Here is a 23,183-nt window from a genome sequence, read left to right as displayed (position 1 = left end):
TCAAACGAAGATTACTCAGACTTTGCCTTGCCGAGCGCAAAGGTGTCAGCAAGCACACGGTAAACATCGCTCTGTTCCATATAGCCGCGAAGACCCTCGGAGCCTGGACCCGTTGCCTGAAGAACAACGTCATCGACAGCGTGAACGCCGGTGTCATCTTCCTTAGGAATGTTGCCCTGAACGAAGACTGCGCCCGGAACATCCTTGTAAGCCTCATTGGCTACATATTCGCCCTTCTCGTTCTTAACGGCCGGCACGAAGGCGCCATCCATCTTTGGACGGAAGGTTTCGTAATGATCCGGACCGTTATTGGCGGCGAGGAACAGACGACGCGAAACATCTATGCGATCCGGGTAACCGTCGCCATTGGTGTCTTCGTAATTCGGGAATCCGGCGGCATCATAAGTGCCAACCTTTTCGCGCATTTCATCGCCCGGCTTTTCGTCATCAACTGTTCCAATGATGGCAACGCCATGGGTGTGATCGCCGGTGACGATAATCATCGTGTCCGGGTTCTTTTCTGCAAATTCGCGGGCAACGCCAACGGCCTTGTCGAACTCGATGGTTTCGACAAGTGCGCGATCCCAATCAAGCGGATGGCTCATCTTATCAACCGATGCGCCTTCAACCATCAGGAAGAAGCCTTCCGGGTTCTTGGAGAGCTTTTCAAGAGCCGTCTTGGTCATTTCCACAAGACCTGGCTGGTTGGGGAATTTGTCGACCGTACCCTTCTTGAGGAATTCGCGATCAAGCGTGACGTCGAGATTGCCGGTATGGAAAAGACCGAGGAGCTTGTCCTGATTTGACTCACCCGATGCAGCAAGCTCGTCCTTACTTGTGACCAGCGCGTATCCGGCATCCTTGAACAACTGAATATAATCCTTGTCGTCCTTGCGCTTGGAACCTGGAACATCCTTTGCAAGGAAGTAAGCAGAACCGCCACCAAGAATGACATCAGGCTTCACATCATACATCATTCCAACAATATCAGCCTTGTCGGAACGCTTGCGCGTATGTGCGACCAGCGCGGCCGGTGTGGCGTCCTGAAGTTCGGATGTCGAAACAATGCCGATGGACTTCTTGGTTTCACGACGCATTGCTTCTGCAATGGTTTCAACCTTTGGGTCGTCCTGGCTGTCAGGCGTACGGTCGGCATAAACGCCAAGTGCATTCACGCGTGACTTATGGCCGGTCATATAAGCAGACATGGTGTTGGCACTGTCAGTCGCAATCGAATGGGTAGAAGACGTTCCGATGAAAGCAACAGGCGGAATATCATCCATGTTGAGGCGACCATTGGCTTTACCCTCACTCATGCCCTTCGACATGATGCGCGCGCCTGTACGGTGAGCAACCGACAGACCATCAGCAATCAAGAAGATGATGTTCTTGGCTTTGGCTTCATTGCCGGTCGCATAGACATCCCAATTGACTGACTTGGTTTCGTCGCCTGCAGAAACTTCAACCTTGTAGTCACCGGCCTTGCCGATTTTCAGTCCGCGAAGAATGAGAGCGGAACCCAAAACCTTGTCTTCTGCGCCTTTTTCTTCAGCGGTAAACTCGGCTTTGCTGCCAAAAACAGCTTCATAGTCCTGGCCATTAACGGTAACTTTCACGTCCTCTGGCTTAACGACCTTATCGAACTCAACCTTGAAGTCGAAGGGCGAATTGACAAGGATTGTCGCCCGGTCAATTGGATAGACGGTTGCAGCACCAGCCGCAGTCGTCAGCATGGTTGCTGAGGCGAGAGCAAGAAGCAGTTTGCGCATATCAGAAATCCCCACTGTGTAATGCGTGTGAGGGTCAGATAAGAAAGCTAGATGACACTGGTATAACAGTTTGCCGATTAATTGGTAAAACTTGCTTTGCCGGCTATTGAGAGGGCAACTCACCCACTAAACAAGGAGTCTGCCGCCCACAAGAACAGCTTATTTTATCCATCTATTTGTTTTTAAATAATAATTTTTCAAATTCTCTCGTATTCATGCAGGTGTAAAAAACTTGGGCTAATTGTCTGCGGATCAATCAGACAGGTGACATATGATACGCAAAACGCTCTCGACCATTCCATTGACGGCACTTCTTCTCAGCACAGTGCTTCCTGTCTTTGCGCAAGAAAAAGTGTCCGCTTTGGTCGGCGAGTTTGTTCTGCCTACGGGCCTGAAACTCAATGGCGTTGAGTTTGGCGGCATTTCCGGTCTTGATTACGATCCGGCCCAAAATATCTATTATGCAATTTCTGATGACCGTTCAGAGAAGGCACCTGCCCGTTTCTACAAACTAAAACTCGATATTGACGCATCCGGCATTCACGGATTGGATATTCTGGAAACCAACACCCTGCTTGATGCCGAGGGAAAGCCTTTTGCAATCAAGGATGTCGATGCGGAAAGCATTCGCTTCAACGCTCAAAGCCAGACGCTTTACTGGTCCAGCGAAGGCGACCGCAAAGGCAAGCCTTCTGTTCGTGAAATGAAGCTCGATGGAAGCTTTGTTCGTGAATTCAAACTGCCGGAAGCGTATTTGCCAGATGAGAATAAGACGCGCGGCACGCGAAGCAATCTGGCTTTTGAAAGTCTCGCCGTCACTACGGACGGCAAGACGCTGCTTGCAGGCACTGAAAATGCGCTGGCTCAGGATGGCGAGATTGCCACGCTTGATAAAGGCAGCAAGTCGCGCATCATCTCCTTCGATATCGCATCGGGTCAAGCAACCGCCGAACATGTCTATGAAACTGATCCGGTTTTCGCAAAGGCAACGCTACCGCCTTTCTGGAACGACAATGGATTAAGCGAGTTCATGACGGATGGGTCGAATCTTCTCACTGTGGAGCGAAGCTACGCTCACGGTGTGGGCAATCGCATCAGCGTTTATCGCGCATCCTTCGAAGGTGCGACTGATGTGAACAGCAAATCATCGCTTGAGGGGATCGCAGCCACACCGTTGAAGAAAGAACTCTTGCTGCGTCTTGATGAAGGTACGTTCGGCCTCGATATCGACAATATCGAATCCATCACATGGGGTCCGGAAATCGATGGTGCGAAAACGCTGGTGATGGTGTCTGACAATAATTTCAATGCCGACCAGTTTACCCAGTTCGTCGTGATCAAGCTTCCTTAGCAGCTGTCATCAAACCTTAATCGTGATGATAATCACCCGTCACAGGGCCCCTTTAAGGACCATTGCGTTTGTTTTCGCAATTTAGGGGGTCCCTTATGCGCCTTGGTTATCTTCTCGCTTCCATTGCCACGATTGCTATGACGGCTTCGGCCATGGCTGAAGAGTCATTCACCGCTAAACTGGCAGGTCACGCCTATCTGCCAGCTTTGACGCTGATAACACCGCCTGCCGATGCACCCCGCGATGCCTGGGTTTCCGGCAAGTTCACCGGCAAGGCACGCAATGACAAGCCGATGAGCGTCATGGGCGATGTCGGCAAAGCCTATGGCAGCCACACCACCGGCATCTCGCTTCCCTTCATCGGCCAGCCGGTACAGGGCATGTCAGGCTTTGCTATGAATCGTGCAGCCGATGGCAGCATTTTCACACTGACCGACAACGGTTTTGGCACCAAGGCCAACAGCCCGGATGCACTGCTGTTCTTCCACCGCATGAAGCCTGATTTTGAAACCGGCAAGGTTGAGCGCGTGGAGTCGGTATTTTTGCGCGATCCCGACAAGAAAGTGCCGTTCCGCATCGCCTATGAAGGCACCGATGGCCGTTACCTGACGGGTGCGGATTTTGACCCGGAAAGCATTCAGTATCTCAATGACGAGATCTGGATTGGTGATGAGTTTGGCCCTTACATCATTCGCGCTGGTCTCGATGGCCGCGTGAAAGCCGTCTATCCAACCATGCTCGATGGTAAGCAGCTGACCGGGCCAGATACACCGGGCGTCGTCGTGCCAGCGGTTGCCGGCAAGGATTATCGCGTTCAGCGTTCGGGCGGCTATGAAGGCATGGCATTGCAGCCAAAGACCAACCAGCTCTGGGCCATGCTTGAAAAGCCGCTTTATGACGACAGCGGCAAGCCGGAAGGCGATTTCCTGCGCGTCATCACTTTTGACACCGGCAAAGGCGAATGGACTGGCAACAGCTACCGCTTCCGTCTGGCTGAAGGCGCAACTGCTATTGGTGACTTCAACTTCATCGACGACACCCGTGCGCTGGTCATCGAGCGTGACAATGGCGAAGGTGATCCGAGCCTTGAGTGCAAGACCGACGATCTTTCAGCCTGCTATCCCCTGCCGGCCAAGGTCAAGAATATCGTTCTCGTCGATACATCAAAGATCGACGCTGACGGTTACATCCACCGTATCGGTCATATCAATCTGATGGACATTCAGGACCCGGACAACAAGGCAATCCTGAACACCGCAGCTGCACGCGACCTCAAGGGGAAGTTTACCTTCCCGTTCTTCACCATTGAAGACGTGATGCGCGTAGACGATACGCATATCCTGATCGCCAATGATAACAATCTGCCGTTCTCGGGCGGTCGCCAGATCGGCGAAGCTGCAAATAACGAGTTTATCCTGCTCGAAGTCGCAGATTTCCTGAACGCCAAGTAAGTCTCGTTCTGAACCATTGACGGGCACTGCATATTGCAGTGCCCGCTTGCGCATTCTGCAAAATAAAGACATTGCTCAGCTCCACAGTCGGCAGACAGCGAAGAGCAGAGAATGACCGTTAGAGAAATCGTCAAATTTCCGGATGCAACCTTGCGTGCAGCAGCAGCACCCGTCACCGCTTTTGATAGTGATCTGCGTGTTCTTGCACAGGATCTGCTCGACACGCTGCGCGCAGCACCCGGCATCGGCATCACAGCTCCGCATATCGGCGTTCTGACGCGCGTCGTGGTGCTGGAGCTTTCCGGCCCCGGCAGCGCCAAGACCTACATCAATCCTGAAATCACCTGGGCTTCCGATGAGAAAATTCGCCATCAGGAAGGAAGTATCTCAATGCCAGGTGTGGTGGACGATGTTGAAAGAAGCGCCCGCATTCATTTGCGTTATCAGGATATCAATGGCACGGGGCAAACTGAAGAATCCGATGGCTTTCTAGCTGTGTGCCATCAACACGAGATCGATCAGCTCGACGGCATTTTCTGGCTTCAACGTCTTTCAAAGCTCAAGCGCGATCGCCTCATCAAGCGGTACCAAAAGCTTTCGAAGTAACTGCCAGAACAGCAATTCGGTGAAACGTTTCGCAGCTGTCTGGCCGGGATAGGTGCAGTTCTCTGCAACTCCGTCCAAAAAAACACTTGTAGGTAAGCCCAAGCATATCATTCGGACTAGGGCTTTTTCGGTGTTGGTGTTGCCGGAGTTTTCCTAAATCGAACTGCACCCGGATTTTTAGCAAGCCCATAGCTCGCGAAGGGATTACGCAGTGTTAGCCACCCGGCTGGCAGTTCATGTTCGTGAATGCCGCAAGTTCGTTCTTGTTCTCACTGAAGCCGAAAGCTTTGATGGTCAGTTTGCCAATCATCGTATCGTTGCACAGCATGATCGACGTTGGCTTTTTACCTGCTAGCGTCATATCGCAAATCCCGCCGAAGCTTTCTTGTCCGGTTTCGTTTTGCGTCCCGATTAATAGACCGCATTTCAGCTTCGCTTCAATGCCGAGCGCTTTGAGATCGTTCGCAAACTCATTGCTACGTTCTGAGATTTCGTTTGCGCCAGTGATATCACGCACCTTTGAAGGTTCGTCAGCCACTGCTGCATTCAAAAAAATCAAACCGGCAGTCACAAAGCTCGCCAATCGGACATACATGTCTTCGTCTCCTAAACTATAATCAGAACTAAAATCGCCGAACAGTCGATCAATACAAAACATTCGCCTGCGTCCAGTCCCTATATGAGTTAAGGTGAACACATTGGGCAAGTTTACATCCATCTACTTTTGCCAGACCCTGTGGGCAAGCGGGATATTCTAAATCTCCGCCATTAACGCATGTGTCGGTATTTGACCAAGCGGCTCGTCACAAAATCCAGAAGTCCAGCGCACAAGCATGCCACCCCGGTTTCAGTTTTTGCTAGTTGCGTTGCGATCAACGCGTTGTAAGGATCATCAATGATGATCCCTGTTCCTGCGTAATAGTGGGCAGTCAGTAGTGGTACCGCTTCAGGGGCGACATCCCGGTACCCAAAAATTAGCTTCGCGTTTCACGAGTTCCGTACCGGATGGCTGCACACACGATAATCGCCATACATGCCAGAAGAACCGTCACACACACAAATAGTCCGTCATAGCACGCAGTCATGATCACTGGGGTACTGAGCAGTGGCGACATGAATTGGCCTGCAAAAACCGAGGAGGTCAGTATTCCCCCGGCCAATCCCCGTCGATGCTGCGGTGCCATTGCGAGTGTCAGCGCGACGAACGTCGGCGAAACTGCAGCATAACCAGCACCGATTAATGCCGCGCCAGCCAAAATGAACAAAGCCTCGCCCGAATTCAACAACAGCAGAAAACCAGATGCCATAGCAGCATAGCCAAATGCATAGACACCGGCATAGCCTATGGTGCGCTGTATCCGCGAGTAGGCCAATGCTACTGTGCCTCCGCTCAGCATCAAAAGACTGAGCGTCATACCCGTCATGCTGGCACTGCTGTAACCTTGGGCATCGAGGAAGAACGGCAACTGCGTAGGCATAATGAAGAAGAACATGTTGGTTACCGACTGCAGGATGACCAACCCAAAAAAAAGCAGCGCCCATTTCGGCTTCCCCTCCGATCCCGGCAAATGGGAAGCCCGGCCAACGTCTAATGACCGCCGCGGCTCCACGATCGCCGCCCATGCAAGCGGCAGCACCAGGAGTGCCAGCCCGTACACACCAAAGACCCATCGGGGCGACACTGTAGCGACCAAGCCCGCTAATAGGATGAGAACCAAACCGCCAAAATTTCGTGCGGAGATTTGCAGTCCTGTCAGTGTACTCCTAATCTCACCCGAAAAATAATCGCCGATCAGTGCTGTCTGCGCTGTCATGATAAATGCGACGGCAACCCCCAATACAATTCGACTAAGGAATATGGTCAGCAAGTCAGGGAGATACAATCCGGCGCTGCCCGCGATTACAAAAAGAATAATGCCGACAAGTAGCGGAACGCGCCGTCCAATCCGATCCACGACGAGCCCTACCAAAGGCGCTAGAAGCGCAATGCTTAATGAGGGGGCCGTCACCAAAAGCCGCGTCAGCAATTCAGAATGGGGTTCATCTACGAATAAGTGCTGCAATCCGGGCAGCGCCGGGCTGATCGTTGCGTTGGCCATCACCGTTAACGTCGCCGCCATCAACAGCGCAACAGCGCGATTGTCTCGCCAGATAGCCACTTCAGCCGCCTTTGGCATATTATCCATCTTATTTCCCTTGCCATATTCTTTGCTTCAAGAGATCGTACGACTTTAAGTCAACTTGAGGTCAAGTATGAAAACGATGGATATTGGTGAAGTAGCTGAACGCGCTGGCGTACAGCCGTCTACCCTTAGATACTATGAGGAAATTGGATTAATCCGATCGGTGGGAAGGCATGGATTGCGGCGGCAGTTCGATAAAGATGTTTTGTTGAAGCTATCCCTGATCGCGCTTGGCAGAGCGGCAGGTTTCTCACTCACCGAGATTGCTACAATTCTTGGACAAGAAGGCCGTTTAGAACTTCCGAGGGAAGAGTTGCGTGCGAAGGCCGATGACTTAGACAGACAGATGGCTGGGCTGCGCGTTTTGCGTGATACACTTCGGCATGTTGCTGACTGCAGCGCAACGAGCCATCTCGAATGTCCAACCTTTCGTAAGCTCCTGGATTCAGCCTCTAAAATTGCGGTACCACGAAAAGCACCTTCTAATGGACGAACCCATCTTAGATCGTAGGACCACCATGTGAATTTGGTTTGGCGGGATGACAGAAAGGATTGAGCGGTTGAGACTGAAGAATGCGTGTCAAAAGAGTTTTCTGTAAGGTAGAACAAGCCATATCAAACCTTGCCTTTTATCAAAGCAAGGGTCGCGGCTTTCGGTAAATTCTAATGTGGGTACAGCTGCAGAATTGAAAGCTCAATGCCCACCGGAAGCTGGCATTCAAGCCCGATACTGATAATGGCTGCCTTGTGCCAAAAGCAGGCGTGTGCACGAAGGGCCGTTCCCGCACCATGGATGGCCACTTAAAACTGGCGAGAGTCATTTCCTTCAATTATAAGACAGTCGCTTCCGCATATGGCGAAAGCGTCGTGGCAAGATCAATCCTACAGGTCTCGAATGAACAATCGTTACGGAACACTGGCTTCTTGGGTCTATAATCTGGATAAGCCGGTCGGACGTTCATTTGGCGATGTGGAGTATTATCAGCAACGCCTTGGGGAACTCGAAGGTCCGATCCTGGAACCTGCGGTCGGTAACGGTCGAGTTTATGTGCCGTTGCTCGAGTCCGGATTCTCAATAGAGGGATTTGACGCGTCTAACGAGATGCTCGGTTACTGCCAGGAGGAATGCAGGAAGAGGAACCTCTCTGCGAGGGTGACACGACAGACATTCGAAGGGTTCTCCTACAGCCAACGCTTTGCAGCCGTCATCATCCCCGCGGGATCGTTTCAGCTGGTCACGGATACCACCTCGGCGATCACTGTACTGAGGCGGTTTTATGATTATCTCATCCCCGGCGCGAAATTGTTCCTGGACCTCGATGCAATAGGCAGTTTCTTTGGGCCAACAGGGTCAGTTCGAAGCTGGAAAACGGAAAACGGCGATCTGCTCACTCTCTCGGATCATCGGGTGGAAACAGATTATATCGCGCAGACCACCCTAGCCCATCTCCGCTATGAGCTTTGGCAGGATGGAAATCTTGTGAAATCCGAACTCGATTTTTTTAAGTTGCGGTGGTGGGGCGTCGAAGAGTTGTCGATGGCTCTTCAGCGCACCGGCTTTGTCGATGTGGTTGTATCAGGCAACTACCTGCACGGAAAAGCCCCACGCAAGGACGATGAAATCATCAGTTTCGAAGCGCGACGACCCGAGTAAGCCGAGATGCGCTTTCTAATGGCCGCGGAATCGAGTGGCCTGAATAGGCGATCAAGTCTGCCGCAACCACTCACGGTGAAAGGTCCACACCTGATCCCCCGCACCCGCTTCCTTCGTGGACGCTGAAAGCGTCATAAATCGAGCGACCGGTTTGTGGCAGGTGTGAAATGCCAAGCGAATTTGCGGGATTGGGCGCCTTCCTGGCGACTGCTAACAACGTCAAGAATAGCGCGCGAACCCGGACCTCGCACATGAGCGCGGCCACAAGCAGTAAGGGTGTAAAGCTATGCGCCGAATTATCGCAGTGATCGAATTCCAGCGAGTTAACAGACAATCTGCGAGCGGCATAGTCTTTAGCGATGCGCAGATTGGACGAACGATCGATCCGCCCAATCGGTGATATATAGCTCGTTTATTGTCGCGTGAGCGTAAGGACGCCGTTGTCAAGGTAATGTAGCTTGACGGTTTTGTGATCGACAGGAACTATTGTTCCCCAAACATCGTCTCGGCAAACCACGCTAAATCCGCCCTTAATGGGCTGTTGATCCGCGTCATCCGGATCAGCCTTCCACGGTGCCAAGCTGGGGGAAGTTGAACAATTGTCGATCGAAGGATCAATCGGCCGAATTTTCGTACCCTTGGTCCAGGTAATATCGTTTGGGCCAAAATGGATGATTGCGCCCATATATTGAGGGTCATTATCTACGAGGGCCTGGACGCCCTCTTTCGGTACTGAAACGGCCTTGACTTGCCAGCTTCCATTCAGGCTGGAGTAGTTGAAGTCAGCGGCGAGAGCGGGAACGCCCAAGCTGGCCATACCAACCGCGATGGAAATAATGTGAGATTTCATCACTCTGCTCTCCCTTTTGTGTCTGATACTAAAATACATTTCGCAAAAGACATAACTCGATCTGATAACTCCGAACGTTGGGTCCAACAGATCAAAGCGACTGATTGCTCCAGCATCTCTGCTCGCGGTGGCGACAAGTTTTTTCACTGCCCTGATATTAGCTGCATGTGCACGCATTGCAAATTGCCGTTCACGCAGTTGCGGTATGTCTGCGCCAGCCAGGCAGCTTCCGATCCTCAACTCAGACGATCAGGCCCATCATGCGTGTCCGAAGCTGCCGTTATTTTCTATTCCCAGGGTAACACTCGAAAACCGAGTAGTCTTGTTTCCCAATGCAAATTGCTTGCAGTAGAAACCCTCACGCAGTCGGGATGGTGCCACCATCCACCACATGCTCGGTCCCGCTAATGGCCGACGCCCGATCGGATGCCAGAAAAGCGATGAGATTTGCTACTTCTTCCGGCTCGGCGGGCCGACCCAGAGGAATGCCACCAAGCGACTTCATGATCATTTGCACACCGCCGGCATAGTCGATGCCGGCTTCTTTCGCCAATCGCAGTGCCAGGCCATTGGATTTTGGGCTGGCGATCCATCCGGGGGAAACCCGGACCACCCGTACTCCTCTGGGTGTGACCTCCTTAGATAGGCTTTTGCTGTAAGTGTTCAGAGCTGCCTTTGCGGAAGCGTAGGCGGTTGTTGCTTCGGGGAGCGGCAGCCGGCTCTGGATAGAAGTGACATGAACAACAACCCCGCCGCCTTGCGCGATCATGAGGGGGATCAGGGAACGATCGAGCCTGATTGCAGGGTAAAAATTGAGGGCAAACTCCTTTTGCCAATCCTCGTCACCAAGTGCTGCATAACCGCCTGCCGGCGCGGATGAACCACCCAGAACGTTGACGAGAATGTCCACCCCGCCAAGTTGCCTATGCACCGCCTCGATGACGGTCTGCGCACCTGCGTTGGTGGTGAGGTCGGCCGCAACGAAAGGCTCATCGGAAAAGTCCTCAGGTTTGTTGCGTGCAGTTGTCAACACGCGGGCACCTAATTCTCGGAAGAGAGCGACAGTTGCGGCTCCCGTGCCGAGCGTCCCGCCGGTAATCAGCGCGCGGCGGCCTTCCAGTGTGAGAAACGATGTCATATCGTGATCTCCAGCTCGGTGATCTTTTCGTTCACCAAGACAAAGAAGTAGCGCAAGTCGACCGGGCTTCCCGGAAAATTCCCAACAAGGTGACTGATTACCAATGTCTTGCCGTTCTCAGTCGCGATGAAGAAGGGCTCGACCGTATAGCTGTATTTTTTGACCGAACCTTCCTTCCAGGCGCGGATAGCATCCAGACCGATATGGGTCTTGCCCTCGTCCTTGACGATCGCGTCTTCGGTAAAGCACGCGGTGACAGCGTCGGTACCGTCATCGCGGTCGGCGGCAAAATAATCTTCGATGCTTTTGGGAAGTTTGACAGCCATTTGGGCTCTCCAGGTCAAGTGTGTAGCCTTGCTGACTACTCGCCGGTTCTTCCAAGAACCGCAATTGTCAGTTTAGACCTGGACGACTGATGTGATAATTAGGATAAAGCGGGACGACGAATTTCGAAAGTAGGGATAATGGCGCGATCTATTTTCATCGAGTTCGATGCGGTTCTTGCCATCGCGAGGCGAGGATCCTTTCGCGCCGCCGCACTCGAGTTAGGCATGTCCACGACGGCTTTGAGTAACGCGATTGCCAAGCTCGAAGAACGCCTCGGAATTCGCCTGTTCAATCGCACGACGCGAAGCGTGTCACTGACTGATGCCGGACAGACCCTTGTTGAGCGGGTGGGACCAGCGCTGACTGACATTCATGACGCAATGCATGCGGTGCAATCGCTTCAGGAGACACCGATGGGCACCTTGCGCATCAATGCTTTTGCTTCCGCTGCTCGAGAAATCATCGCTCCACTTATTTTGTCCTTTCTTCGGCGGCACCCGCAGGTTCATATTGATCTGGTCACTGAAGGGAGGCTGGTCGACATCGTTGCCGATGGCTTCGACATGGGACTAAGACCGATCGACCTCGTTCCAAGCGACATGATCGCTGTTTCTCTGGGTGGCGCGCGCAGCAATGCGGTGGTTGCGTCGCCCGAATTTGTGCGCGCACACGGCAAGCCAATCGTTCCCACCGACCTCTATCGCTTCCGCTGTATACCCGCGCGCTTGCCAAATAACGCGCTCTTCCGATGGCGCTTTGAGAAGAACGGCGAGGCCGTGCAGATTGACGTGCAAGGCTCCATAACCCTGGATGAACCAAGCCTCGTTCGAATTGCCGCTCAAAATGGAATTGGCCTTGGCTATGTCATGGAAGCAGATGTGCGTGAGGACATTGCGCGGGGACGTCTCGTGCGTGTTCTTGAAGATTGGACACCCCCCCTTGCCCCTCTCGCGCTCTACTATCCAGGCAGGAAAAATCCACCTGCTGCGTTCAGTGCCTTTATCCAAGCCGCACGGGAATTTTCAAGTCGGTGGCAGGGGAATCCCACATTGTAATCCTTGTCGATTGCTGAATTGTCCGATTGTTCGGCAAGCTTGTCTAATAGCTGTCAGTCGGCTGCCTTCCCGCGTCTCGGAATGCAACCAATTCAAAGCAGCCTGACTTTCTTTGGAAGTTCACGGAATTTTGGTTGATCTACCATGCAGCGTGAAAACGCGGCATGGTCTCGAAGTTTAGAAGCTCGGTCACGTCTTTGGAGTGGCGCGGCGAATTACCGTACTCACAGCCCCCCTGTTGCAAGTTCGAACCCCTCATCAAGCCATCCAGCGATACCGCCAGCCATGATCTTGACCGGTCGATCGAGCTCAGCCAGCCGCAAGGCACCGCGTGCTGCGCCATTGCAATGTGGGCCTGCGCAATAGGTGACAAACATCGTGCCCTCAGGCCAATCGGAGAGTTTTGATCGGATTATCTTACCATACGGCAAGTTGATCGCTCCTGGCACATGACCTTTTGCAAACAGGGCGGGGCTTCTCACGTCGAGCAGAACAAAGTCCGCACCTGTCGACAGAGCATCGTGAATGTCCCAGCAATCGGTTTCAAAAGTGAACTCGGACGCAAAATGCTCACGTGCAATGTCGCTGGGAGCAGCCGGAATACGGGTAACTGCGGATGTCATCATGTTCTCCTTCTATCGCACTCAGATCTGACATGCCGCAGCATAGCTTGCCAGATGGCATGAATGACAATATACGTAACTATCATGCCAACTACTCCACAAACGCCTGAAACTACCACGGGTCCATTGGTTGCTGCCCTCCTCTACGATGGGCTTTGTACCTTCGAGTTCGGTATTGTCGCCGAAGTCTTCGGTCTCTACCGACCCGAAATGGGGTCCGGATGGTATCGCTTCGTAAGCTGTGCCATCGAACCAGGGCCTGTGCGTGCGCATGGCGGTCTGACGATCGTTCCGGATCAAAATGGCGCTGTGTTGGAGGAAGCCGATATTATCGTTGTGCCAGGTTGGAAAGGTGCCGATATACCGGTGCCCGAGGAGCTCTGTGAAAAGCTCCGTGCTGCTCACGCTCGAGGTGCGCGGCTGCTCTCCATATGCTCTGGTGCTTTTGTACTAGCTGCCACCGGCCTCCTTGCAGGTCGTACTATTACGACGCATTGGCGTCATGCGGTGACATTGCAACAGCGTCATCCGGAACTAACCGTGGATGCGGCCGCTCTATATCGGGCTGAGGGACAAATATTCACTTCCGCAGGAAGTGCGGCCGGAATCGATCTGCTGATTGCCACGGTGCGTGACGACTTTGGGTCAGATGCAGCAAATTCGGTTGCGCGACGGTTGGTCGTGCCTGCACATAGAAACGGCGGACAGTCGCAGTTCCTTGAACGTCCCGTTCCCCAAAAGACAACCGGAGAGATAGCCCCTCTTCTCGATAGAATTCGCAACGCACTTTCAAGATCTTGGACTACCTCCGCGATGGCTGCGGAATGTGGGATGAGTCTGCGTACATTCCTGCGTCGTTTCGAGGAGGCTGTGGGGAGTAGTCCCGGTTCCTGGTTAATCACCGAGCGTATTGAAGCAGCCAAATCCCTCCTGACGACACAAGAGAACAGTATCGAAGTTATCTCTCATGCCGTAGGCTTCGGGTCTGGTCATGCTCTCCGCCAGCAGTTCCGAAAAGCGACGGGCCTGACGCCGACCGAGTACCGTTCGCGTTTCCTATAAGCCTTATGCCACTAAACCAGACGACGAGCTTTTGATTTTATTATATCCATCGTCCACAGGACAGAAAAATGCAGCATCCACGCGCTGTAAGATAAGCTAAAGGCAAGCCACACAGAACGACTTTATGCCCGCCTGCATTCCTCATTGCAGCTGCCAAAAATCAAGAGACTTTGTTCATGTGCACAATGACCGACGTAAGATATGCTATCCTCAATGATGCTCCTGAACTCAGTTCACTTGTGCAGCAGACTATCCGAATTTCGAATGGTCAAGACTATCCGAAAAGGGTCATTGACCGCGTCATCGATAATTCTTCGATACAGAATGTTTGCCAACTCATCAACAGCCGAACTGTATGGGTAGCCGTCCGTGGCGGCACTTTATCAGGTACCGCCAGTCTTGATGGCAATACGGTCAGAATGGTATTCGTATTACCATCCGCGCAAGGAAAAGGCATTGGACAATGCCTAATGCAGGCAGTTGAGAAGACCGCACGCAGTCGCGGTCACAAAGTACTTCGGGCTCCGGCTTCGCTATGGCAAACCCCGAAAGGAAGCGATATCTGCAGATTTGATCGTATAGACTGCGAGAAATCGGGGCAACAGCTTTCCTCCTAAAGCGTGAAATGCCCTCAGTTTAGCTTTGCTTTAGGGGAAGTAACACCTGGCGGTCCTTGCAAAGCAATGCTGTACCGCGGGACGTTGCATCGTTCTTGCTTGATAAAGCGACGCGTCAACAATTACCCAAAGGCTTAACTGCTCTAGCAAAACACCATTCGGGCTCGATCACTAAGCCGCAGCGCATCGAGCTTCTTTGATATTCACGCGGTTCCGGCTTGGCGATGCGGTGGTGTGTACGTTGACTGACGCCGGCATTTCGCCCGACACGCATCGGGTTATTCGATTTAAGGCCAATATGGCGCCGTGGAGCGAGAATCGGACTGACTGGACATTGCCAGCACATTCCTGGTTCGGTAGAGCCGCCACTTTGGCTTTGACTGAAATTTCTTAAGAATCTAACGAAATGAACCGAAATGGACATGCCGAACCACCGCCCTAACTCTTTGAAAAAGAACGGGCAATTTTTAGCTAGGAAATCTAAGTAGGCTTATTGTTTCGCTACATTGACGATGCCTGGAAGACGCCATATCTTCCTAAATGAGCGCATTCGAGTCGTTGTTGCGACTTACTCTTCTGAAAGTAGTATAGGTTGATTTTGAGACGAATGTCTACGCCAAATCGATGATGCACCCTCAATCACGATGGTGCCAATAACTGCAAACGCAATAACGCACGCATTTCTCGTTTCTTGACCGCGGCGCCGTCATCACGCTTAACAAGAACGTTTTCCGATAGCGGTGATGAATGTCACTGGGCTTGGTTGAACTGCAAACGGGCTCCCGAGTGTCATCCCACTAAGACGTAGTTTCACACAAAACCCAAAAGGTTTGCAAAGCTGACCCGGGTTTGCATTTTCTCTACCGACAATGTCGATCCTGCGCTAGGCGCGTGAAGTATTCATCTGAGATAGCAACCTCTCGAATATTGGTCGACGGTTTGATGCAGCCACGAGCATCAATGGAAAATCAAGCCATACAAATGCTGCCTCAAAGACCATCCGCGCTTACTTGCAACCCAATATTCTAATCGCCAGAGCGAAATTCAGGTGCACCTATAAGCTGCTCACGACATTGCCGGTTTTGGCTCGGCTCTCCATCCGTTCGAACTTTTTGCCCATCCTGCCCGACCGCAAGCCGTCAGGACTGGTCGTGCGAACACGCGACAGATGTAGATTTCTTAGAATATTGCAGCTTTGTTCACTACGGGACTTCGCCTCAACCGCCTTCGGAGAAATTGGCGTTGCATAATCATAGAATTCGCAGTTCTTACTCTCCTGTTGACCTAGCGCTCACACACCGAGCAACCCCACCCTCGACCAGCGCATCGCCAAAGACATCATAGACTTGGATTTTTTACGGGAACAGAAGACCGATTCTCCCACAAGTATTGTTGCCCTGCTCTGCAATCCCTCTTGAATGCGCGAAAGAATCCCATAATTTCAAGTCACGAACCCGAATAGACTGCCGTCTATTATCCTTAATTCTCTTTATATTCAGGTAGATAGGAAATTTCTCACCGTGCTGGATGATGATTCAAAACGCCGCCGCCAGGGATGCTAACCATTTGTTAACACGCGCCCCTTGCAGCAAAATAAGAATCGGACATAATGACGGTATTTAGACGGTATTAGTTCCAGTGCCGTCACTAGGGATCCCAAGTCTATGAATATCGCAAGTAAAGCAGAGCAAGTGTCGTTTGACGACATGATATTGACGCAAGGTCGAGAGATCTCGCGCAAGCTCAATCTGCTGCGTCATGAAAACTTCCCGCCGGATGCGCGCAAGAATTTGCGTCAATTCTCTATGGCGGAAGCTGCCTATTTCCTTGGTGTGTCTCCGAGCAATCTGAAAAAGTTGCATCTGGAAGGAAAAGGTGTTGAGCCGATTATCCTTTCGGGTGGACGTCGCGCATATACGATTGAACAGCTGCAGGAACTGCGTCAGTGGCTCGATCAGAATGGCCGCGCCGAGGTAAAGCGTTATGTTCCGCATCGCCGCGGCAACGACAAACTGCAGGTCATCGGCGTTGTGAACTTTAAAGGTGGTTCAGGCAAGACGACGACAGCTGCGCATCTGGCGCAGCATCTCGCCCTCACCGGCCATCGCGTCCTTGCAATCGATCTCGACCCGCAGGCTTCGCTGTCCGCCTTGCATGGTATTCAGCCAGAGCTCGATGAGTTTCCGTCGCTCTACGAAGCTGTTCGCTATGATGAGCAGCGCAAATCGATCCGAGAAATCATTCGCAAGACCAATTTCCCTGGTCTCGACATCATCCCTGCAATGCTGGAGCTGCAGGAATATGAATACGACACACCGCTTGCCATGCAGAACGGCGGCGAAGGCAAAACCTTCTGGAACCGTATTGCTGTAGCGCTTGCCGAGGTGGATGCCGATTATGATGTTGTCGTCATCGATTGCCCGCCGCAGCTTGGCTATCTGACGCTGACCGCCCTTTCGGCCGCTACATCAGTTCTCATCACGGTTCACCCGCAGATGCTTGATCTTATGTCGATGTCGCAGTTCCTGCTTATGCTGGGCGACATCCTCAAGACAGTTCGTCAGGCTGGTGGTGCTGTGCAGCTCGATTGGTTCCGCTATCTGATCACGCGCTATGAGCCGACAGATGTTCCTCAGGCCCAAATGGTTGGCTTCATGCAAAGCATGTTGGCATCTCATATGCTTAAGCATCAGATGTTGAAGTCAACAGCTATATCAGATGCAGGTCTTACCAAACAGACGCTCTATGAGGTTGAGCGCTCTTCAATGAACCGCGGAACTTATGATCGCGCTATGGAAGCATTAGAGGGGGTTAACTCAGAAATTCGTGGACTTATTCACGAGGCATGGGGTCGTTAGACGGCAGTCTAAATCGCAAAATATGGAATAAAATCAGGCTTGTGGCTGATTTGAGGGTAAAAGAATGGCACGGAAGAACATTTTTCAGAGCGTTATGCAGACCGAAGAAACGGAAGAAAACTCCGCGTCTCCAGTCGAAAATGTTTCGCGCCGCTTTGGTGCTGCAAAGTCCCTCTCTGCGTCTATCGATGAACTCGCAAAGCAGGCCTCTCAAAAGCTCGATGGGGAAGCAATTGTCGAGCTCGATCCTTCCGATCTTGATGGATCTTTCATAGCTGATCGCCTGCCTGAAGCCGATGATCAGGAATATGCGGAGCTTTTGGAAGCGGTTCGCGAACGCGGGCAGGATAGCCCTATTCTGGTGCGCCCACACCCTCAGACCAGCGGTCGCTATATGATCGTTTTCGGTCATCGCCGCGCTAAAGTTGCTGGTGAGCTCGGCATCAAGGTGAAGGCTGTTATCAAGCCGTTAGCCGATCTTGAGCATGTTATAAGCCAGGGCCAGGAAAACTCCGCGCGTGCCAATCTCAGTTTCATAGAGCGCGTTCTCTTTGCCGCTCGGCTCGAGGAACTGCAGTACAGCCGTGAAGCCATCCAGGCTGCTCTTTCTATCGACTACCAGACATTGTCGAAGATGCTGACCATTCCACGTGCGATATCGGAAGACATGCTGGTGGCGATTGGACCGGCAAAAGGCATCGGGCGTGACCGCTGGCTCGAATTGCGCAAACTCATTGAAATGCCGGGAAAGCCAGAAGCTGCACGTGAACTAATGCAAACCGATGCCTTCAAGGAAGCATCGTCGAGTACGCGTTTTGAACAGCTTTATGGTTACCTCAAAGGGGCAAATCAAAAGAAGCCGGTTACGAAGGCCGCGTCGCGGACTGGTTCGACCTGGAGTGCGGCTGACAAAAGCGTGAGTGCAACGATCAAACAAAACGGCAAGACAGCGACACTGGCGCTTAGCGCCGCCAATGGTCCTCGCTTTGCCGATTGGATTTCGCGCAATCTGGATGAACTTTATGCATCATTCAGTGCCGATGAGAAGTGAGTAAGCGTATTAGGTGAGGAAACTTATCCTCGCCTGTCCTGCGTAACGAATAAAGTGAAAAGAGTGCAGGTGGTGGTCATCTGCATAATTTGACGAAAAGGAAAAAGCAGCAAAAGAAAAAGGCCCCCAAACGTCGCCGCGTGGAAGCCCTTCTCATTGGTTTAGCAGCTAGAGAATCGCAAATTCACGAATCACTGTCAAGTGTATTTAGCGTCATTTCGGCGGGTGGATTTCTTTTGCCTTGTGGAAGGTGAAAGAAAATGGAGTCTCAATTTGGCCTGACGCCGTTTGGCAGTCAGCGGATGACGCATGCCTTGTTGGCAGTGCATCAAAAAGCTAGAGAAATCCCTCAGGGAGCAGCTGCAGATAAGTGGCAGCTTCATCGTTGGCTATGTGAAGGCAAGAATATCATTGGTATCAGTGATCGTTCTTTAGCTGTACTGTCTGCCTTGTTATCATTTTATCCCGAAAATACGCTGGTCGAATCCGGTGCTCTGGTGGTGTTTCCATCCAACAAGCAATTGGCTCTGCGCGCCCATGGAATGGCTGATGCAACATTGCGTCGTCATCTCGCAGCGCTGGTCGAAGCTGGTATCATTACCCGTCAGGACAGTCCGAACGGCAAACGTTATGCCCGCCGCAGCAAATCTGGCGAGTTAAAGATTGCATTTGGTTTCTCACTTGCGCCGCTTCTTATCCGTGCGTCCGAGTTTGAAGCTGCGGCTGAACACGTCAAAGCTGAAAAGGCTGCTCTGCGTGACATTCGTGAACAGCTAACTTTGCTGCGCCGCGATATTTCAAAACTGCTCGAATTTGCAATCGAAGCATCGCTTCCAGGCGCTTGGGATGAACTGAAAGTCGAGTTCCGTGCGGTTGTCGACAGCATTCCACGTCGCGCAGAAATGCAGGAACTGGCTACATTGGTCGCAAAACTTCAGGATATTCATGCTTCTGTTGATAAGGCTTTGAATAATAATCAAAAAGTTCAAAATTTGAGCGACAATGAATCCCAAAATGAGCGGCAGCTTAATGAATCAAAACCAGATTCCCATTTTGATAACGACATTGCAAATTTGAACAACAGCGCTCACGAAACACATGAAACAAATATTTCTCTCGATCTCGTTCTCAGAGCGTGCCCAGAGATTGGTGCATATGCATCAATTCCTATCAGCCATTGGGAACATTTGATCGCAACAGCGGAGAAAGTAAGAGGTTTCATCGGTATCGATACCAAACTCTATCAAATGGCTCTGAAAATGCTTGGAAGACAGAATACGGCTATCACAATTGCCTATCTGCTTCAGCGTTATAACGATATTCGCTCTGTGAGTGGTTACCTTCGCATTCTTACGGAAAAGGCCGCTGAAGACGCGTTTTCTGTCAAAGCTCTTATGGTGAGTGCACTGCATATTCAGCAAAGAGAACGACAACTATCCTGATTGAAGTTTGATAGAATGCAAAAGAAGCAATGTGCCACAGCCAGTTCTTCGAAAACGATAAAGGGGGAACCTAGCTACATTCACCGCAGCATGATGAGAAGGTTGTAGATGCTGGGCGTGAGCAACCGCTCTTAATCCGTCGCCGGGCAAGGAGCGCAGCGATCAGGCGCTTTCCGCTCTGGCGTATAGGGCCTGATCGATTTTCTCAGGGCTATTTCACCAGCTCGGCGTGGACGAGATAACGAAGAGGACCTTGGTTAACCGCATCAAACGGATAGCAGGTCGCAAGAACCAGTTGAACGCCTGGAGCATGGATATCGATCTGAGCTTCGTCCCAACGTGTAACCGTCATATGCGTCGCGCGATAAGTGAAAATCTTGCCGTCATCGCGGGTGATGCGAATGAGATCGCCTTTCTCAAGATCTTTAAGAAAAGCAAAATGGGTATCGCGATGCGCTGCGTAAACCGCTGTACCGTTATCGCCTGCATTTGGTGTGTTTTGTAAATGACCGGGACCAAAAGCGAGAGCCTGTCCGCTTGCCCCATTCAGAGCAATTGCAGATGCAGCCAGACGAGGCGCTTCGATACGGGCTACCGGCCAGGTATCGGCCCAGCTCCATGGTTTGACTTTTTCACCTGAGGCTATGCTTTGTGTGAAAGCCCGTTCCAGAAGGATTTGTGCTGCATAGGCTTTTGCGTGAATCCATAGACCCTGACTAAACAGAACAAGACCACAGACCATCAAGGCGATAGACAGAAGGGTGAGGGGGGAGCGCAACAAAGCGCGCTCCTTTGTCTTTGTATTCTGAGCGATAACGATACTCATCATGCATTCCCCCTGCGGCGCGAAAACCAGAAGATCAAGAAACCGATGAAAAGAACGCCCGAACCCTGCAGCATGTTTAAAGTTGCTGGCGTTGCTGTTTGCGGAAGAGGTGTGGCTGGCGCCGGAATGCTTGGCATCCTGGCTCGTTCCTGAGCGCGAACCTTAATCTGGTTCTGTCCGGCCTCTGCATGTTCAAGTACATTGCGGTCTGCACGGATACCAAACAGAGCATCAAAATCCCATCCGGCGGGAAGCTCCAAAGGGATGTCGGCGCGGGTGAGGGGGGTATTGGCTGGCCGTGCTGGTGTCTGATCAACGGCAACGAGACTTGTGAGGCGTGTTACCAGATGATGCTCCAGTGCAAGGCTTAGGATACGCGTATCGGCCGCCAATCCTGTAATCTTGCCGAGCTTCATGTCCACTTCAGCATCATCAATCTTGCGACGAGCCCAGATTTTGGAAATGCCTTCTGCCGGGCTTGCCGCATCGAGCCTGAGGCTGACTGTCCAGGGCTTTCTGCCAATTGTACCCTCAACTGTAATGGTACCAGTTGCGTGTTTTGTCCGTGCCGCAATCACCAACGGTTCACCCTGGTAAAGGTCGGGAAGAAGGCCTGGCGTCAGATTTACACCCTCTTGTGAGAAGGAAGCTCGAACATCGGTTATCACCGGGTTTTCGAGCTTAGCAAACAATTCACGCATCCGCTGGTCGACTTCCTCAACCGATCCGATATGCGTAAAGGTGCCACGTCCGATTTCCGATGCCTTGCTCATTAGATAGGTGTTGGGTGCTGAACCGATACCGACCATGAAGAGACGGGAGCGATCGCGGCGCGATGCGATGACATCAAGCATTTGCTGTTCGTTGCTGATCTCGCCATCCGTTAGAAACACAATCTGACGCAAACCGGCTTTTTGATGGCTGTCATCAAGAGCCGCGTGCAATGCGGGCAGCATTTCTGTTCCCCCGACAGCGTCAAGCGTGGCGACATATTCGCGGGCATCGGTAATATTGAGCGGCGTAGCAGGGACGGAGTCATCGAATACCTTGGTCAGAGTGTCATCGAAACGAATGACGTTGAAATGATCTGTGGGTTTTAAGCGGGAGAGGGCGTAGTCAAGACTGGCTTTGGCCTGCTTGATCGAGGTTCCGCCCATCGAACCTGAATTGTCGAGCACAAACACGATTTCTCGCGACTGATTTTCAGAATTTTTAACGACCGGTGGCGTGACGTAGGCCAGCACATAATCGTCATTTCCAACACGTTCCCGAAAGAGGCCGACATTGGGCATTTCGCTGTCAGCAGCTTGCCATTCGAGAACGAAATCGCGATCTGCTGTGACCTTCCCATCCAGAACGATCAGGGATGTCTGCTCGTTCTGCTGGTCGATTTTGATGGCGTGATAAAGGCTCTTGATATCAGTGGCTGGGAAACCGGGTTTGAGGGTGACTGCGATCGTCACGGGATTGGTGCGATCGTCGCCCGGCGCAGCAAGCGGCGTTTCAATCGCGGCATTGTCCGGCCCATGGGATGGTTCCGTTTTCTGTCTTCCCCAACCACTCTGAATATCCGCGGTTTCAATGATCGGGTCAGTGTTTTCGGGATTATAGCGGGGCGCCACAACGAGCGGCACGCGAAGCGAAAAGCGATTGTCGCTCAAGCGGACCGCCTGCTGGTATTCGATCTGAATAACCACTTTTTCGCGGGGACCAAGATTTGCAACTGCATTGGTGAAGATGTTTGGGCGCTGCTGTTCGATCAGAGCTGCCTTCTTGCCTTCACTTTTTGCCTTCTCATAGATTTCACGTGCTGCCTGCTTTTCCTTGATATCGGCCACGATGACTTTATCGCCGACAATCATCTTCAAGGAATAAACCGCACTATCTTCGGGCAGTGGAAAGACATAAAGCCCCTCGACCCAGCCGTCAGTCGGGTTTTCAAAAACCTGACTGAGACGGGCGCGGGCAGTGGGACCGCTCACATCGATGTTGAAATCTGTTGCGAGCCGGGGCGCTTCGACATACTGGCCGGCTTGACTGCTCGCAAGCAGAAGGCTGCCGCTTTGCATGGCGTTCGGCGTTACATAGTCGGGCTTTTCCGCACGCGCGGATACTACGTTGAGAAGTGAGACAATAACGGCCAGGATTGGCAATATCGTCATGTTCACTAACCAGATGAACTTGCAGAACTGCGATAGGCGAACTGCATGCGCTTGGGGATGAGGGCGATGAGAGTGTCTGCTTGCAGGCGACATTGTGCGCTCCTGTATCTATCGGATAACTGGACACAATTTGCGCCGGAGTGCTGTTTCCTTGCCAG

General features: G+C 52.0%; 20 protein-coding genes. 11 read left to right on the top strand and 9 right to left on the bottom strand.

Annotation, left to right across the window (positions count from 1 at the left end; all coding sequences use genetic code 11):
- Window positions 1–11: 11 nt before the first annotated feature.
- On the bottom strand, window positions 12–1,769 hold the full coding sequence (locus QSJ70_RS07020) for an alkaline phosphatase (RefSeq protein ID WP_285535321.1): 1,758 nt from the start codon (window positions 1,767–1,769) through the stop codon (window positions 12–14).
- A gap of 271 nt (window positions 1,770–2,040) precedes the next feature.
- Here QSJ70_RS07020 and QSJ70_RS07015 point away from each other — a divergent pair, with 271 nt between their 5' ends.
- From QSJ70_RS07015 to QSJ70_RS07005, 3 genes are all read left to right on the top strand, one after another.
- Window positions 2,041–3,120, top strand: a complete 1,080-nt coding sequence (locus tag QSJ70_RS07015; RefSeq protein WP_285535319.1) for an esterase-like activity of phytase family protein — start codon at window positions 2,041–2,043, stop codon at window positions 3,118–3,120.
- 95 nt (window positions 3,121–3,215) lie between these two features.
- Window positions 3,216–4,571 carry an esterase-like activity of phytase family protein gene (locus tag QSJ70_RS07010; RefSeq protein ID WP_285535318.1) on the top strand — a complete coding sequence of 452 codons (1,356 nt, stop codon included), beginning with the start codon at window positions 3,216–3,218 and terminating at the stop codon, window positions 4,569–4,571.
- A 111-nt stretch (window positions 4,572–4,682) separates the two neighbouring features.
- Entirely contained in the window at window positions 4,683–5,177 is a 495-nt protein-coding gene (locus tag QSJ70_RS07005; RefSeq protein WP_285535316.1) for a peptide deformylase, read from the top strand.
- Between the two features lie 214 nt (window positions 5,178–5,391).
- Here the strand turns inward: QSJ70_RS07005 and QSJ70_RS07000 are convergent, their stop codons facing one another.
- Together QSJ70_RS07000 and QSJ70_RS06995 are read right to left on the bottom strand one after the other, a co-directional pair.
- The gene (locus tag QSJ70_RS07000) at window positions 5,392–5,895 is read right to left on the bottom strand and encodes a hypothetical protein (RefSeq protein ID WP_285535314.1); all 504 of its coding nucleotides are present in this window, start codon (window positions 5,893–5,895) and stop codon (window positions 5,392–5,394) included.
- Window positions 5,896–6,151: 256 nt separating this feature from the next.
- Entirely contained in the window at window positions 6,152–7,363 is a 1,212-nt protein-coding gene (locus tag QSJ70_RS06995; protein WP_285535312.1) for an MFS transporter, read from the bottom strand.
- Between the two features lie 67 nt (window positions 7,364–7,430).
- Between QSJ70_RS06995 and QSJ70_RS06990 the strand changes: the two genes are divergently transcribed.
- Both QSJ70_RS06990 and QSJ70_RS06985 read left to right on the top strand, forming a co-directional pair.
- Window positions 7,431–7,871, top strand: coding sequence for a helix-turn-helix domain-containing protein (locus QSJ70_RS06990; RefSeq protein WP_215777825.1), 441 nt, complete (start codon window positions 7,431–7,433; stop codon window positions 7,869–7,871).
- A gap of 384 nt (window positions 7,872–8,255) precedes the next feature.
- Window positions 8,256–9,014, top strand: a complete 759-nt coding sequence (locus QSJ70_RS06985; RefSeq protein ID WP_285535310.1) for a class I SAM-dependent methyltransferase — start codon at window positions 8,256–8,258, stop codon at window positions 9,012–9,014.
- Between the two features lie 412 nt (window positions 9,015–9,426).
- On the opposite strand, the gene QSJ70_RS06980 is transcribed toward QSJ70_RS06985, so the two are convergent.
- The 3 genes from QSJ70_RS06980 to QSJ70_RS06970 all read right to left on the bottom strand — a co-directional run bounded on the left by QSJ70_RS06980 (window position 9,427) and on the right by QSJ70_RS06970 (window position 11,328).
- Entirely contained in the window at window positions 9,427–9,864 is a 438-nt protein-coding gene (locus tag QSJ70_RS06980; RefSeq protein WP_215777829.1) for a hypothetical protein, read from the bottom strand.
- Window positions 9,865–10,222: 358 nt separating this feature from the next.
- A complete protein-coding gene (locus tag QSJ70_RS06975) occupies window positions 10,223–11,002 on the bottom strand; it encodes an SDR family oxidoreductase (protein WP_215777830.1) in 780 nt (259 codons plus the stop codon).
- Window positions 10,999–11,328: a nuclear transport factor 2 family protein gene (locus QSJ70_RS06970; RefSeq protein WP_215777832.1), complete on the bottom strand. Its 330-nt coding sequence runs from the start codon at window positions 11,326–11,328 to the stop codon at window positions 10,999–11,001. The genes QSJ70_RS06975 and QSJ70_RS06970 overlap by 4 nt, the downstream gene beginning before the upstream one ends.
- A gap of 138 nt (window positions 11,329–11,466) precedes the next feature.
- Here QSJ70_RS06970 and QSJ70_RS06965 point away from each other — a divergent pair, with 138 nt between their 5' ends.
- Entirely contained in the window at window positions 11,467–12,384 is a 918-nt protein-coding gene (locus QSJ70_RS06965) for a LysR family transcriptional regulator (RefSeq protein WP_215777853.1), read from the top strand.
- A 224-nt stretch (window positions 12,385–12,608) separates the two neighbouring features.
- On the opposite strand, the gene QSJ70_RS06960 is transcribed toward QSJ70_RS06965, so the two are convergent.
- Entirely contained in the window at window positions 12,609–13,007 is a 399-nt protein-coding gene (locus QSJ70_RS06960) for a rhodanese-like domain-containing protein (protein WP_285535306.1), read from the bottom strand.
- Window positions 13,008–13,070: 63 nt separating this feature from the next.
- Here QSJ70_RS06960 and ftrA point away from each other — a divergent pair, with 63 nt between their 5' ends.
- The 5 genes from ftrA (at window position 13,071) to repC (ending at window position 20,037) form a co-directional block, all read left to right on the top strand.
- Window positions 13,071–14,069 carry a transcriptional regulator FtrA gene (gene ftrA, locus QSJ70_RS06955; protein WP_285535304.1) on the top strand — a complete coding sequence of 333 codons (999 nt, stop codon included), beginning with the start codon at window positions 13,071–13,073 and terminating at the stop codon, window positions 14,067–14,069.
- 176 nt (window positions 14,070–14,245) lie between these two features.
- Window positions 14,246–14,686, top strand: a complete 441-nt coding sequence (locus QSJ70_RS27675; RefSeq protein WP_352230996.1) for a GNAT family N-acetyltransferase — start codon at window positions 14,246–14,248, stop codon at window positions 14,684–14,686.
- 1,664 nt (window positions 14,687–16,350) lie between these two features.
- Window positions 16,351–17,544 carry a plasmid partitioning protein RepA gene (repA, locus tag QSJ70_RS06950; RefSeq protein ID WP_187547699.1) on the top strand — a complete coding sequence of 398 codons (1,194 nt, stop codon included), beginning with the start codon at window positions 16,351–16,353 and terminating at the stop codon, window positions 17,542–17,544.
- A gap of 64 nt (window positions 17,545–17,608) precedes the next feature.
- Window positions 17,609–18,595 (top strand): plasmid partitioning protein RepB, encoded by a 987-nt coding sequence (repB, locus tag QSJ70_RS06945; protein WP_285535301.1) that lies wholly within the window; start codon window positions 17,609–17,611, stop codon window positions 18,593–18,595.
- Window positions 18,596–18,855: 260 nt separating this feature from the next.
- Window positions 18,856–20,037, top strand: coding sequence for a plasmid replication protein RepC (repC, locus tag QSJ70_RS06940; protein WP_285535299.1), 1,182 nt, complete (start codon window positions 18,856–18,858; stop codon window positions 20,035–20,037).
- Between the two features lie 211 nt (window positions 20,038–20,248).
- Here the strand turns inward: repC and QSJ70_RS06935 are convergent, their stop codons facing one another.
- Together QSJ70_RS06935 and QSJ70_RS06930 are read right to left on the bottom strand one after the other, a co-directional pair.
- Entirely contained in the window at window positions 20,249–20,863 is a 615-nt protein-coding gene (locus QSJ70_RS06935) for a class GN sortase (RefSeq protein ID WP_215779133.1), read from the bottom strand.
- A complete protein-coding gene (locus QSJ70_RS06930; RefSeq protein WP_285535297.1) occupies window positions 20,863–23,025 on the bottom strand; it encodes a marine proteobacterial sortase target protein in 2,163 nt (720 codons plus the stop codon). Before QSJ70_RS06930 ends, QSJ70_RS06935 begins: the two co-directional genes overlap by 1 nt.
- Between the last annotated feature and the right edge of the window lie 158 nt (window positions 23,026–23,183).

Origin of the sequence: Brucella sp. NBRC 12950 (assembly GCF_030268145.1) — a bacterium.
GTDB lineage: Bacteria > Pseudomonadota > Alphaproteobacteria > Rhizobiales > Rhizobiaceae > Brucella.
The sequence above is the reverse complement of the archived record's forward strand: the minus strand, read 5'-3'. Positions and strand labels throughout refer to the sequence as shown.

Coding starts and splice junctions, on each gene's coding strand:
- QSJ70_RS07020 (WP_285535321.1), bottom strand. CDS start 1,769: ATGCGCAAACTGCTTCTTGCTCTCGCCTCAGCAACCATGCTGACGACT.
- QSJ70_RS07015 (WP_285535319.1), top strand. CDS start 2,041: ATGATACGCAAAACGCTCTCGACCATTCCATTGACGGCACTTCTTCTC.
- QSJ70_RS07010 (WP_285535318.1), top strand. CDS start 3,216: ATGCGCCTTGGTTATCTTCTCGCTTCCATTGCCACGATTGCTATGACG.
- QSJ70_RS07005 (WP_285535316.1), top strand. CDS start 4,683: ATGACCGTTAGAGAAATCGTCAAATTTCCGGATGCAACCTTGCGTGCA.
- QSJ70_RS07000 (WP_285535314.1), bottom strand. CDS start 5,895: ATGGATGTAAACTTGCCCAATGTGTTCACCTTAACTCATATAGGGACT.
- QSJ70_RS06995 (WP_285535312.1), bottom strand. CDS start 7,363: ATGGATAATATGCCAAAGGCGGCTGAAGTGGCTATCTGGCGAGACAAT.
- QSJ70_RS06990 (WP_215777825.1), top strand. CDS start 7,431: ATGAAAACGATGGATATTGGTGAAGTAGCTGAACGCGCTGGCGTACAG.
- QSJ70_RS06985 (WP_285535310.1), top strand. CDS start 8,256: ATGAACAATCGTTACGGAACACTGGCTTCTTGGGTCTATAATCTGGAT.
- QSJ70_RS06980 (WP_215777829.1), bottom strand. CDS start 9,864: ATGAAATCTCACATTATTTCCATCGCGGTTGGTATGGCCAGCTTGGGC.
- QSJ70_RS06975 (WP_215777830.1), bottom strand. CDS start 11,002: ATGACATCGTTTCTCACACTGGAAGGCCGCCGCGCGCTGATTACCGGC.
- QSJ70_RS06970 (WP_215777832.1), bottom strand. CDS start 11,328: ATGGCTGTCAAACTTCCCAAAAGCATCGAAGATTATTTTGCCGCCGAC.
- QSJ70_RS06965 (WP_215777853.1), top strand. CDS start 11,467: ATGGCGCGATCTATTTTCATCGAGTTCGATGCGGTTCTTGCCATCGCG.
- QSJ70_RS06960 (WP_285535306.1), bottom strand. CDS start 13,007: ATGACATCCGCAGTTACCCGTATTCCGGCTGCTCCCAGCGACATTGCA.
- ftrA (WP_285535304.1), top strand. CDS start 13,071: ATGACAATATACGTAACTATCATGCCAACTACTCCACAAACGCCTGAA.
- QSJ70_RS27675 (WP_352230996.1), top strand. CDS start 14,246: ATGTGCACAATGACCGACGTAAGATATGCTATCCTCAATGATGCTCCT.
- repA (WP_187547699.1), top strand. CDS start 16,351: ATGAATATCGCAAGTAAAGCAGAGCAAGTGTCGTTTGACGACATGATA.
- repB (WP_285535301.1), top strand. CDS start 17,609: ATGGCACGGAAGAACATTTTTCAGAGCGTTATGCAGACCGAAGAAACG.
- repC (WP_285535299.1), top strand. CDS start 18,856: ATGGAGTCTCAATTTGGCCTGACGCCGTTTGGCAGTCAGCGGATGACG.
- QSJ70_RS06935 (WP_215779133.1), bottom strand. CDS start 20,863: ATGAGTATCGTTATCGCTCAGAATACAAAGACAAAGGAGCGCGCTTTG.
- QSJ70_RS06930 (WP_285535297.1), bottom strand. CDS start 23,025: ATGACGATATTGCCAATCCTGGCCGTTATTGTCTCACTTCTCAACGTA.